At 68.0% G+C, this 12,038-nt stretch carries 14 protein-coding genes and 1 tRNA gene; 12 read left to right on the top strand and 3 right to left on the bottom strand.

Annotated elements, in window-relative coordinates; translation table 11 throughout:
• Positions 1-67: 67 nt before the first annotated feature.
• From recO to JL108_RS00360, 9 genes are all read left to right on the top strand, one after another.
• The gene (recO, locus tag JL108_RS00400) at positions 68-802 is read left to right on the top strand and encodes a DNA repair protein RecO (RefSeq protein ID WP_143913845.1); all 735 of its coding nucleotides are present in this window, start codon (positions 68-70) and stop codon (positions 800-802) included.
• Positions 799-1,566: an isoprenyl transferase gene (locus JL108_RS00395; RefSeq protein ID WP_205196411.1), complete on the top strand. Its 768-nt coding sequence runs from the start codon at positions 799-801 to the stop codon at positions 1,564-1,566. The genes recO and JL108_RS00395 overlap by 4 nt, the downstream gene beginning before the upstream one ends.
• A gap of 50 nt (positions 1,567-1,616) precedes the next feature.
• Positions 1,617-2,429 carry a fumarylacetoacetate hydrolase family protein gene (locus JL108_RS00390; RefSeq protein WP_205196410.1) on the top strand — a complete coding sequence of 271 codons (813 nt, stop codon included), beginning with the start codon at positions 1,617-1,619 and terminating at the stop codon, positions 2,427-2,429.
• Positions 2,426-3,901, top strand: a complete 1,476-nt coding sequence (gene gltX, locus JL108_RS00385) for a glutamate--tRNA ligase (protein ID WP_205196409.1) — start codon at positions 2,426-2,428, stop codon at positions 3,899-3,901. The genes JL108_RS00390 and gltX overlap by 4 nt, the downstream gene beginning before the upstream one ends.
• A gap of 101 nt (positions 3,902-4,002) precedes the next feature.
• Positions 4,003-4,077, top strand: a tRNA-Gln gene (locus JL108_RS00380).
• Between the two features lie 481 nt (positions 4,078-4,558).
• Positions 4,559-5,092 (top strand): type IV toxin-antitoxin system AbiEi family antitoxin domain-containing protein, encoded by a 534-nt coding sequence (locus tag JL108_RS00375; protein ID WP_205196408.1) that lies wholly within the window; start codon positions 4,559-4,561, stop codon positions 5,090-5,092.
• 5 nt (positions 5,093-5,097) lie between these two features.
• The gene (locus tag JL108_RS00370) at positions 5,098-5,400 is read left to right on the top strand and encodes a hypothetical protein (protein WP_205196407.1); all 303 of its coding nucleotides are present in this window, start codon (positions 5,098-5,100) and stop codon (positions 5,398-5,400) included.
• Positions 5,401-5,454: 54 nt separating this feature from the next.
• A complete protein-coding gene (locus JL108_RS00365; protein ID WP_205196406.1) occupies positions 5,455-6,009 on the top strand; it encodes a nucleotidyl transferase AbiEii/AbiGii toxin family protein in 555 nt (184 codons plus the stop codon).
• Positions 6,010-6,322: 313 nt separating this feature from the next.
• Positions 6,323-6,673: a VOC family protein gene (locus tag JL108_RS00360; RefSeq protein WP_205196405.1), complete on the top strand. Its 351-nt coding sequence runs from the start codon at positions 6,323-6,325 to the stop codon at positions 6,671-6,673.
• On the opposite strand, the gene JL108_RS00355 is transcribed toward JL108_RS00360, so the two are convergent.
• From JL108_RS00355 to JL108_RS00345, 3 genes are read right to left on the bottom strand one after another with little or no spacing between them, the layout of a single operon-like run.
• Entirely contained in the window at positions 6,674-8,734 is a 2,061-nt protein-coding gene (locus tag JL108_RS00355; protein WP_205196404.1) for a xanthine dehydrogenase family protein molybdopterin-binding subunit, read from the bottom strand.
• Positions 8,731-9,720, bottom strand: a complete 990-nt coding sequence (locus tag JL108_RS00350; protein WP_205196403.1) for a xanthine dehydrogenase family protein subunit M — start codon at positions 9,718-9,720, stop codon at positions 8,731-8,733. The genes JL108_RS00355 and JL108_RS00350 overlap by 4 nt, the downstream gene beginning before the upstream one ends.
• Positions 9,717-10,232: a 2Fe-2S iron-sulfur cluster-binding protein gene (locus tag JL108_RS00345; protein WP_205196402.1), complete on the bottom strand. Its 516-nt coding sequence runs from the start codon at positions 10,230-10,232 to the stop codon at positions 9,717-9,719. Before JL108_RS00345 ends, JL108_RS00350 begins: the two co-directional genes overlap by 4 nt.
• Positions 10,233-10,368: 136 nt before the next feature.
• On the opposite strand from JL108_RS00345, the gene yhfZ reads away from it, so the two are divergent.
• From yhfZ to JL108_RS00330, 3 genes are read left to right on the top strand one after another with little or no spacing between them, the layout of a single operon-like run.
• The gene (yhfZ, locus tag JL108_RS00340) at positions 10,369-11,283 is read left to right on the top strand and encodes a GntR family transcriptional regulator YhfZ (RefSeq protein WP_205196401.1); all 915 of its coding nucleotides are present in this window, start codon (positions 10,369-10,371) and stop codon (positions 11,281-11,283) included.
• 15 nt (positions 11,284-11,298) lie between these two features.
• A complete protein-coding gene (locus JL108_RS00335; RefSeq protein ID WP_205196400.1) occupies positions 11,299-11,679 on the top strand; it encodes a PRD domain-containing protein in 381 nt (126 codons plus the stop codon).
• On the top strand, positions 11,676-12,035 hold the full coding sequence (locus tag JL108_RS00330; RefSeq protein ID WP_205196399.1) for a DUF2620 family protein: 360 nt from the start codon (positions 11,676-11,678) through the stop codon (positions 12,033-12,035). The genes JL108_RS00335 and JL108_RS00330 overlap by 4 nt, the downstream gene beginning before the upstream one ends.
• Positions 12,036-12,038: the final 3 nt, after the last annotated feature.

Raw genomic sequence — 12,038 nt, 5'->3', positions numbered from 1 at the left:
GAACCTCCATCCACGACGGTGCGCGCGCCGAGCGGGGACTGTCGGGAGGACGCGGCACAATGGGGAAGTGAGCCTCTACCGTGACGCGGGCATCGTGCTGCGCACCCACAAGCTGGGTGAAGCCGACCGCATCATCACGCTGCTCACGCGCGAACGAGGCGTCGTGCGCGCGGCGGCTCGCGGCATCCGCAAGACCACCAGCCGATTCGGCGCACGGCTCGAGCCCTTCATGCACGTCGATCTGCAGATGGGCGAGGGCAAGTCCCTCGACTTCATCACCCAGGTCGTCACGATCAACGCCTTCGCCCGGGATCTGGGTGCCGACTACGGCGCATACACGGTGGGCTGCGCCATGCTCGAGACGGCAGAGCGGCTGGTCGCCGATACAGCCGAGCCGTCGGTCCCGCAGTTCACCCTGCTCGTGGGGGCACTGCGCGCGTTGACGGAACGGCGCGAGGACCCGGGGCTGATCCTCGACTCCTTCCAGCTGCGCTCCCTCGCGATCGCCGGCTATGCCCCGTCCTTCGAGGCCTGTGCGCGTTGCGGCGTCGAAGGTCCGCACACGTTCTTCCAGGTGGCGGCGGGCGGCATGCTCTGTGACCGGTGCCGGAGTGCGGGAGCGACGGCACCGTCGCCGGCCACGGTCCAGCTGCTCGGATCGCTGCTGGCGGGGGACTGGCCGACGGCCCGGTCATCGGACGACCGCGCGCGGCGCGAGGCGAGCGGTATCGTGGCCGCCTACCTGTCCTGGCATCTGGAGCGCGGCCTGCGCTCCCTGGCTCACGTGGATCGATACTCATGACCCTGCCGGCTCCCCGGCCCCCGCGCCCCCACCCCTCGGGCGCCCGGCCTCCTTCGTTGGCGCCATCGCAGGTGCCGCGTCACGTCGCGATCGTGATGGACGGCAATGGGCGCTGGGCCAAGCAGCGCGGCCTGCCTCGCACGGCCGGTCATGAGATGGGGGAGGCGGCGCTGTTCGATGTCGTCGAGGGCGCCATCGAGATCGGCGTCGAGGCGGTCTCGGCCTATGCGTTCTCCACCGAGAACTGGAAGCGGTCGCCCGACGAGGTCCGCTTCCTGATGGGATTCAATCGCGATGTGATCCGTCGGCGTCGCGACGAGATGCATGAACTGGGGGTGCGCGTGCGATGGGCCGGACGCCGGCCCCGGTTGTGGCGCAGCGTGATCCGTGAGCTCGAGGTCGCCGAGGAGCTGACCCGGCACAATACGGTCATGACGCTGACGATGTGCGTCAACTACGGCGGGCGCGCTGAGATCGCGGATGCGGCGGCCGCGCTCGCGCGCGATGTGCAGGCGGGCAAGCTCAATCCCGATCGGATCGATGACAAGGTCTTCGCGCGCTATCTCGACGAGCCGTGGATGCCCGATGTCGACCTGTTCTGGCGCACCTCGGGGGAGCAGCGCACCAGCAACTTCCTGTTGTGGCAGTCGGCCTACGCCGAGATGGTCTTCAGCGATATCGCCTGGCCCGATGTCGATCGCCGTGCCTTCTGGGCCGCCGTCGAGGAGTACGCCGATCGCCAGCGCCGCTTCGGCTCCGCCTGACCGGGGAACTCAACGGGTTCTGGAGGAGGGGCGCTCGATAGGGTGGCGGCATGCGCGTTGCCCGCTTCTCCTTGGACGATGAACCTCGCTTCGGTGTGATCGGCGATGACAACGGAACGACGGTGATCGCCCCCCTCAAGGGTGACCCGATGTACGCCGGTGTCGAGCTGACCGGACAGAAGCTCCCGCTGGACGATGTCCGGCTGCTGGCCCCGGTCATTCCCCGCAGCAAGGTGGTCTGCGTCGGCAAGAACTATGTCCGGCATGCCGCGGAGATGGGCGGCGAGGTCCCCGAGGAACCGCTGATCTTCTACAAGCCCAATACGAGCGTGATCGGCCCTGACGAGCCGATCTTCTACCCCGAGCAGACCCAGAATCTGCACTTCGAGGGCGAGCTGGCCGTGGTGATCGGCCGGATCTGCCGCAAGCTCGACGCGGCGGATGCCGCCAAGGTGATCTACGGCTACACGGTCGCCAACGACGTGACGGCGCGGGACCTGCAGGCGAAGGACGGCCAGTGGGCGCGGGCCAAGGGCTTCGACACCTTCTGCCCACTCGGACCCTGGATCGAGACCGACCTGGACCCGTCCGACGTGCGAGTCTCCACCTCGCTGAACGGCGAGCCGCGACAGGATGGCCGCACGAGCGACATGGTCTTCTCGGTGGCCGATGTCATCGAGTACGTCACGAGCTTCACCACATTGCTGCCCGGTGACGTGGTGCTCACCGGCACTCCCGAGGGCGTCGGCCCGATGCAGGTCGGCGACTCGGTGAGCGTGACCGTCGAGGGCATCGGCACGCTGACCAATCCCGTCGTCGCCGATATCGACGACGAAGACGATGACCTGGAGGTGCCGGCATGACCAAGCCGGTCGTAGCCCGTTTCTGCCCCTCGCCGACCGGCAATCCCCATGTCGGCATGGCACGCACGGCGCTGTTCAGCTGGGCTTTCGCCCGGCATCATGGCGGCCGTTTCGTGTTCCGCATCGAGGACACCGATGCCGCGCGCGACAATGAGGAGTCGTACCGGCTGCTGATCGACGTGATGCGCTGGCTGGGATTGGACTGGGACGAGGGTGTCGAGGTCGGTGGGCCGAACGGACCGTACCGGCAGTCCGAGCGGATGGACGTCTACGCCGATGTGGCGCAACGGCTGGTGGACGCGGGCTTCGCCTACAAGGCGTACGACACGGCTGAGGAGCTCGAGGAGCGCCGGGAGAAGGCCCGCGCGGAGGGCCGCCCGAGCGGTTACGACGGCTTGCACCGCGACCTGACCCCCGAGCAGCAGCAGGCCTTCGAGGACGAGGGCCGGCAGCCGGTCATCCGTTTCAAGATGCCGGCCAAGGACTGGACCTTCGACGATCTCGTGCGCGGACCGATCACCTTCGGCGCCGAGAACGTGCAGGACTTCGTCATCGTGCGCGCCAACGGCCAGCCCCTGTACACGCTGACCAACCCGACCGATGACGCGCTCATGGGCATCACCCACGTGCTGCGCGGTGAGGATCTGTTGAGTTCCACGCCGCGTCAGATCGCTCTGTATCAGGCCTTCGCGGAGATCGGTGTGGGGGACGGTTCGACCCCGCAGTTCGGACATCTGCCCTATGTGATGGGGGCGGGTAACAAGAAGCTGTCCAAGCGCGATCCCGAGTCGAACCTGCTCGGCTATCGGGAGCAGGGCTTCCTGCCCGAGGGACTGCTCAACTATCTGGCTCTGCTGGGATGGTCGATCGCTGAGGACCGCGACATCTTCAGCCTGGCCGAGATGGTCGAGGCCTTCGAGATCTCGCGGGTCAATCCCAACCCGGCGCGTTTCGACCTGAAGAAGTGCGAGGCGATCAACGGCGATCACGTCCGGCTGCTGTCGCTCGAGGAGTTCACCGAGCGTCTCGTGCCGTACTTCCAGTCGGCCGGGCTCGTCGACGATCCGATCACCGATGAGCAGCGAGCCACGCTCTCCAGCGCGGCTCCGTTGGTGCACGAGCGCACGAATCTGCTCACCGAGGCGGTGGCGATGCTGCGCTTCCTCTTCGTCTCGGACGCCGATTTCACGATCGACGAGACCGACCGCGCCAAGCAGCTCGACGAGAAGGGTCTGGAGGTCGTGCGTGCCGCCCGGGAGTCCCTCGCCGGTCTGGGGGAGTGGACGACGGAGTCGATCGAGGGTGCGCTGCGGGCGACGCTCATCGAGGGACTGGGGCTCAAGCCGCGGCTGGCCTTCGGCCCGGTGCGGGTGGCGGTGACGGGCAGCCGGGTGTCCCCGCCGCTGTTCGAGTCCCTCGAGCTCCTCGGCCCTGAGACCTCTCTCGCTCGCCTCGACGCCGCCCTCGCCTGAGGGCTCGCCCGCCGCACCCCGGTTTGGGGTGCGGTGGTGCCGTCGGGTAGAGTTTCACTTCGGTTCCCTGGCTTCCGCAAGGAGCGCGAAGGGTACCCCCTTGGGGTATGGTGTAATTGGCAACACGGCTGATTCTGGTTCAGTTGTTCTAGGTTCGAGTCCTAGTACCCCAGCCACAAACCTTGGTATTGCGTGGTTAGTCACCGACTTCTGCTCGAAGCCTGCTCGGCATCGTTCCTCCACGGCTGGCGCAGCGCCTACGCTTGTTCCCCCGACCGCGCACCGCGACGAGTTGATCCCGCTGATCGAGGGCCTCCCCTGACGATCGGGTCGAGGTCGTGTTCGCGGGCGGATTCGGCACCCGCCGCTCGTGATCCTCTCCGACACCGGGCCCACTATGCGGCCGCGAGGCACCGGGATGCGGGCCACCACGGGCGCGTCGAGTTGCTCACCGGCCTTCGGCTCGCGTGCCGCCGTCTTCTCGTGCCTCACGTGGTGCGGGGTGTAGCTGGGGTCGTGGAGTCATGCCCCGCCCTCGATCCAAAGTTTGGCGCTGAAGCCCGTGAGCTTCTATCGCAGAATCGTCGCCTTCGCTGCGATGGGGAGATGCCAATAGCGTACCGTTTTTGGTACTGTATTGGCTAGGGAGGTGGCGTGATGAGTTACCGGCGTGACTTGTGGGAGATTGCCGCATCTCGAAACGGCGTGGTGACTGTCGCTGAGGCGGAGGATGCGGGTGTGCCCGCTGTCGAGGTTCGGAAGCTTGCTGCTCGGGGGGCGCTCCAGGCGTATCAGCAGGGTGTCTACACGCACCGCGATGTGCCGACGACGCCGTTCACGGAGCCGACGATCGCTGCGGCCCTCGCGGGAGAAGGTGCGTTCCTGCACCGTGAATCCGTGCTCGACCTTCTTGGGCTCGGGCAGTTCAACCCGCCGAAGGTGCGCGTGGGTACGCGCCGCCGCGTGCGGCGCACTCTGCCGAAGTGGGTCGACCTGGAGAACCGGTCCGACGTGCCCGATGAAGAAATCGTCCGTTACGAGGGCGTCCCGGCGACGACCGTCCAGCGGGCGCTGGAGGACATGCGGCATCGGATGCCAACCGACCGATGGGAATCTCTGGTCGTCGAGGCGCTGCGCCGAGATCTGATCGGAGGGCAGGGCGTTGCTGGGTGGAAGGCTGTGTCGGCATGAGGGGAATGACTCCGCCGCTGAACGTCGCTCAGCTCAATGACCGGCTCACGCGGGTGGCAACTGAGCTGGGCATCCCTGTTGCACGTGCGCGGGTGATGCTGTGCACGCTGATCGTGTCGCAGATGCTCCCCGAGGCGGTTGCGGTCAAGGGCGGCATGGGCGTGAAGCTGCGCTTCGGGGAGCGCGGCACACGCGCTACCTCCGACCTGGATGTCTCCACCTACGTCCGCGGCGACGAGTTCGAGCAGGCGTTCCGTGCACGTCTAGCGGTGGGGTGGGGAACGGTGCCGCCGTCGAAAGGTGAGTAGCGCCGCAATTCGGATGCACCGGATCGCGTTGCGTTCACCGCGACGGTGCGCGCCGTGAAGGCTCATGATCCAGGGCTCGCTCGCCCCGAGTATGTGATGCATCCGTATCGCGTGTCGATCGCGTTCCTCGGCGATGCCTGGGGCGCGCTCGATGTCGAAGTGTCTGATCCCGAGATCGGTCCGGACGCACATATGCGAAAGGAGATGGACGGCGAACTCCTGCGGTTCGGCGCCCACTTCGGTTTCGGCGAGCTGCAGCCCGTCGAATTAGTCGACCTGGAGTACCAGATTGCGCAGAAACTCCACGCCGTCTCCGATCCGGCCTACGTGCGAGCGCACGATCTGGTCGACCTGCAACTGCTCTGGGACGCCGGTCCCGATTTGGTGAATCTGCACCGTCTCTGCATGCGTACGTTCGACTGGCGACAGCGTCAGGCCTGGCCGCCGCTCCCACTGCGTCCGATGGACGGGTGGGAACTCGCCTACGCAGACGCACGCGCCGAGACCGAGGTCGACGGACAAACCCTGGTGATGCCGGACATTGTCACGGCGCGTGAGTGGTTGAGTCGGATCATCGACGTCATTACCTCGTCACCTGTGCTCGATTGACGATCTTCGGGAGGGCACTCGATCGTTGTGACGTCTCATCGCCGCGAGGCTGAAGGGCGCGATGATCATCATGGAGCTGACGGATGTGCCAGATGAGCTCCAGGTGGCCTCGCGGGGTTCGGGGTCTCATCCGGGCCGCGGGCGCGGTCGATATCCTCATCGCGCGGGTCAGCGATGTGCAGCACGAGTACATCGCGTCCTAAGCCTGAGGTGGGAGACTGCACGCCGAGGACGAGGATCAGTGTGCTGAACCCATCCTGCCCGATGCCGCGGCGATACCTGGGTGCCCGTGCAGCAGGCGTATCGTGAAGCCATGACCGTGCGGCGCATCGTTCCTGATATCGAGAGCGCCGATGTGCCGGCGTCCGTCGAGTTCTACTCCGGCCTGCTGGGTATGGAGCCCGTCATGGACCATGGCTGGATCGTGACCTTGGCCGATCCGGCCGATCCGGCTCGGCAGCTGAGCGTCGCATCGCACGACGCTTCGGCTCCGGTCGTGCCCGATGTGTCGATCGAGGTCGACGATGTCGACGACGCCTATGCCACGGCCCGGCGACTGGGAGCCGAGATCGTGCATCCGCTCACCGAGGAGCCGTGGGGAGTGCGCCGGTTCTTCGTGCGCGATCCCGATGGGCACGTGGTGAACATCCTCGGTCACGGCTAGCTAGTCGCCCAGGAGGGCCGCTGGCGTGAGGGGAAGGTCGCGCAGCCGTAGGCCCGTCGCGTGATGGACGGCGTTGGCGATGGCGGCCGCCGATCCGACGATGCCGATCTCCCCGGCGCCGCGTGAGCCCATCGGGGTGGCGAGTTCGTCGCTGTCATCGAGCCAGCTCGCGTCCATGTCCTCGATATCGGCATGCACCGGGACGTGATAGCTCGCCAGATCCTGTGTCACCACATGACCGAACCTCGGATCCCGCACACTCCTCTCGTGCAGGGCCATGGACACCCCCATCACCATCCCGCCGAGGAGCTGCGAACGGACCGTGCGGGGGTTGATGACCCGGCCGATCGAGAACACCCCGCGCATCCGCGGCACCCGCACTTCGCCGGTGCCCGGGTGCACGCGCACCTCGACGAAGTGAGCGCCGAAGGAGGCGGCGGTGTATCCCTCGGCCAGTGGATCCTCCGCGACACCGCCGGTCGTTTGCGCCTCGGCGTCGGGATCCTCGCCGTGCTGTCGGCGGAACATCTCGGCGGCCGCGACGATCGCCGAACCCCACGAGCTCGTCCCGGACGACCCGCCCGCGACCGTCGCCGTCGGCAGCGACGAGTCGCCGATCTCCATCGTCACCCGATCCGGCGAGATCCCCAGCGCATCGGCGGAGATCAACGTCAACGTGGTCCAGGCTCCCGTGCCGATATCGGCCGCGCCGGTGCGCACGGTGTAGCGGCCGCCGCCCTCGTGGCGGATCGTCGCCTTCGTGCCCGGCATCATCGTGTGCGGGTAGGTCGCGCTGGCCATGCCGGTGCCCACCAGCCACTCACCGTCACGCCGCACCCCGGGGCGAGGATCCCGGTCCTGCCAGCCGAACTGGCGCGCGCCCTCGCGCAGGCAGTCGACGAGCCGCCGGGAGGTCCACCGATTGCCGGTTGCGGGGTCGCGGGGCGGGTCGTTGCGGATGCGCAGCTCGACAGGATCGACGCCGGCGGCCACCGCCAGCTCGTCCATCGCCACCTCCAGCGCGAACATCCCCGGGGCCTCGCCCGGCGCGCGCATCCAGTGCGGCGGCGGGACGTCGAGCGGGACCAGGTGATGAACGAGGCGACGGGCGTCCGCGGCGTACATGCTCGCCGAGATCGACGACGCGCTCTCCGAGAAGCTCCCGACCGGCGATACCTGAGAGAAGGACTCATGGTCGATGGCCGTCAGAGTGCCGTCGGCGCGGGCGCCGAGACGCAGACGCTGCTGCGTGGGGGAGCGGTAGCCCACGAACACGAAGCCCTGCTGACGGGTGATCGCATATTTCACGGACCTGCCGGGTACAGCCATGGCGCCCAGCGCGGCCAGCACATCGTGCGCATGGGGCGCTGCCTTGGACCCGAAGCCGCCGCCGACGTGCGGCGAGACCACCCGTAACTGCTGCGGCTCCAGGCCGAGCAGTGGCGCGAGCGTGTCGACGACGCTGTGCGGGCCCTGTGTGGCGGTCGTGAGCGTCAGGTGCTGCTCCTCGGCATCCCAGCGGGCGACCGAGGTATGCGGCTCCATCGGCGTATTGTGCTCCTCCGGTGTGGAGTACCGCTGGTCGATCACGATCTCCGCCTCCGACAGCGCCTGATCGACATCATCGCCGATGGTCTGCGGATCGTCCTCGGGATAACGGTCCGGATGGTCGGTGCGGAGGACGGTGTCGTGCTCCTGCTCGGCATACCCGATCTCGATGAGCGACTGAGCGTGCCGGGCGATCTCGGGGGATGTCGCGATGACCGCGCCGATGACCTGACCGCGGAACCTCACCTCCGGCCCCTGCAGGAGCGTCAGCTCGGGGTCCGAGATGTCCGCGAGGCGGGGACCATTCCAGGGAGACAGGACGGCCAGCACGCCGTCCACCTCCTCGGCGGCCGACGCGTGGAAGGTGTCGACCTTCCCCCGAGCGATCGTGGCCTGCACGGGATAGAGGTACACGGGGTCGGTGAACGGATGCTCGTAGGCATACCGCGCCGTCCCGGTGACCTTCGCGATGCCATCGACCCGCGCGGTCGAGGTGCCGATCGCGCCGGTCATGCGTCCTCCCCGGTGAGCTCCTCGAGGGCCGCGACCATCATGGTGCGCGCCATCGGCACCTTGAAGGCATTGCCCTCCAGGGGACGGGCGTGGTCGAGTTCGGCCTCGGCGGCCGCCGTGAAGGTCTCGGTGGTGGCGGGCGCGCCGCGCAACACCTCTTCGGCGCGATGGGCGCGCCAGGGCTTGTGCGCGACCCCGCCGAGCGCCAGCCGCGCGCCGGTGATGACGCCGTCCTCGACCACCGTCTCCGCCGCCAGCGAGACGAGAGCGAAGGCGAAGGACGAGCGCTCGCGCGCCTTGCGATAGGTCGACCGGGCGCCCGGGGGCGGTGCAGGGATGCGGATGGCGGTGATGAGGCGACCCGGATCGAGGACCGTGTCCTGCTCGGGGGCATCGCCGGGCAGGCGGTGCAGCTCCTCGGCTGTAACGCTTCCCGGGCCGTCCGGGCCGAGGAACAGGACTTCGGCATCGAGGGCCGCGAGCGCCACGGCCATATCGGACGGGTGGACGGCGATGCAGTGTTCCGAGGCGCCGAGGATGGCGTGCTGCTCGGTGTGGCCACCGATGGCGGAGCAACCGCTGCCGGGGACCCGCTTGTTGCACGGGGTGGTCACGTCCTGGAAGTACACACAGCGCGTGCGCTGGAGGAGATTGCCGCCCGTCGTGGCCAGGTTGCGCAACTGGCCCGATGCTCCCGACAACAACGCCCGGGAGAGGACCGGATGACGGCTCTGCACGAGCGGATGGGCGGCGAGGTCGGCATTGCGGACATTCGCGCCGATGACGAGGGCGCCGTCGGCCTCCTCCTCGATCGTCGTGAGGGGGAGGTGGGAGATGTCGACCAAGAGCTCGGGCGAGGTGATCCCGAGCTTGAGGTGGTCGACGAGATTGGTCCCACCGGCGAGGAAGGTCGCGCCAGGGCGTGCCGCGACGCTCGTGACCGCCCCGGCCGCGTCGGTGGCTCGTTCGTAGTCGAAGGGATTCACGCGGCACCCTCCTCGGCCGCCTGCTTGACCGCGGCGACGATATTGACGTAGGCCCCGCAACGGCACAGATTGCCGCTCAGTCGTTCCCGGATCTCCGCGTCGGTCAGCGACGGTGCCTCCGCGAGATCGTCCGTGACGAAGCTGGGAGAGCCGTCCTCGGCCTCGGCGAGCATGCCGATGGCGGAGCAGATCTGCCCGGGAGTGCAGTAGCCGCATTGGAAGGCGTCCTGGTCGATGAAGGCCTGCTGCATCGGGTGGAGGTCGTCGCCACCGCTCAGACCGCTCGCGGTCACGATGCTCGCGCCGTCGTGGGCCACGGCGAGCGAGAGGCACGTGGTCACGCGGCGGTCGTCCTCCAGCACGGTGCAGGACCCGCATTGCCCGTGATCACAGCCTTTCTTGGGTGCTGTGGACCCGAGGTGATCGCGCAAGGCATCGAGGAGCGTGGTGCGGTTGTCCACGACGATCGTGTGCTCCTCACCATCGACGGTCAAGTCGAGTTTGGACTCCATGGGACACCTTCGGGGGTCGGCGGATCGCTGTCGGGCGTACCTGGCCATTGAATCAACGGAGCCGCGGTGATGCCTCCCGAGAGACCGGCCCGTCCGGGCTATAGCCAATATCCAGAATATTGGATAGATTGTCGTCATGACCCGGATGCACGTGCTGATGTCGAAGGCGGGTGCCGTCGCTCACCGCCTCGCACTCGAGCTCTCGGCAGCCTCCGCGGGGGACCGCATGCCCACCGTGCAAGACCTCAGCGACCGCCATCAGGTCGGCAAGGGGACGGTGCAGGCCGCCCTGGCATTGCTGGAGGAAGCGGGCGCCGTCGAGATCCGGCCACGCGGCAAGCTCGGCACCTTCGTCACGAGCATCGATCATCGGCTGCTGTGGGAGCTGGCGGGCGGATCGAGCGTCTCGGTGGCGATGCCGTTGCCGTACTCGCGCCGCTACGAGGGTCTGGCCACCGGCCTGCACGCCGCCTTCATCGAGGTCGGGGTGCCCCTCACACTGATGTTCGTCCGAGGAGCCGCCGACCGTGCCGCCGCGCTGCATCGCGAGCGCGCCGACTTCGCCGTCATGTCGAGGCTCGCCGCCGAGGGCGACCCCGAGCTGGAGATCATCCGCGACTTTGGACCCCACACCTATGTCGGCGCCCACGGTCTCGTGCTCGCGGAGGGTCGCGATCCCGAGGATCCCGACCTGCGTGTCGCCGTCGACCCGTCTTCCACCGACCAGACGGCGCTCACCATGGCGCGCTTCCCGCAGCTGCCCGATGACCGGCTCGTCGAGGTCTCCTACAACCAGCTCGGCCGCTACTTCGCCGACGGGTTGGTCGACGCGACCGTATGGAATCTCGACGAGATCGACGCCCACATCACCGTCCCCGTCACCACGCATCCGCTGGACGGCGTGGACATCGCCGCGACCACCTCGGCCGTGATCGCGGCACGCCGCGACGCCGGCCCCACCCCCACGCCCGTCACCCGAGCCCTCGGTGCCGACCTCATCATGCGGTCCGCCGAGGAGGTCGTGGCCGGCCGGCGCATCCCGACCTACTGAGACCAGGAGACCCTGATGGACGACACGCTGCGTCAGCGGCTGGCCCTCTACGAGGCGATGGACGACACCCCCGACGGCGTCGTCGACTTCGTCCGCGAGGAGCTGGAACGACTCGAACCGCAGTTCGACGTCACCGAAGAGTCGGCAGGGGCGCTCACCTCACATCTCATCGCCGCGCTCGGCCGGATGATCCGCCGCGATCCGGACATCGACCCACCGGGTGACACCGTCTACCGCGAGGTCGTCACGCACTTCCCCTCCGCCGTCGCCGATGCCGCCGCGGTCTCGACCCGCGCGGAAGAACGACTCGGCGTCCCCTTGTCGTCGATCGAACAGCAGTACCTCAGTCTCCACCTGGGCACCCTCGCCCTGACCTCTACCAAGGAGCAGTCATGAAGATCATCGCCGGAGGAGTCGCCAAGTCGGAGGTCGCGGACGCGCTGCGACCACTGCTGGGCGACGGCGACACCGTCACGATCGGCACCGATATGGATGCGGCCGTCCAGCTGCAGTCCGGTGCGGTCGACTTCTACCTCGGCACGTGCCACACCGGCGCCGGGGCGAGTCTGGGCGTACTGGTTGGCTTCCTCGGGTCGCAGCGCACCCACACCTTCGGGCGCTCGCTCCCCTCGCAGGAGCAGATCGACGCCGCCGTCGAGGCGGGCAATGTCGCCTTCGGCTTCTCGATCGACCAGGTGCAGGACATCGTGCCGATGCTGTGGAGGGCCCTCGAGGCCCGTCAGGGGGCCTGAGCC

Source organism: Aeromicrobium sp. YIM 150415, assembly GCF_016918125.1.
Classification (GTDB): Bacteria; Actinomycetota; Actinomycetes; order Propionibacteriales; family Nocardioidaceae; genus Aeromicrobium; species Aeromicrobium piscarium.
This window is presented reverse-complemented; position numbering and strand designations above follow the sequence as displayed.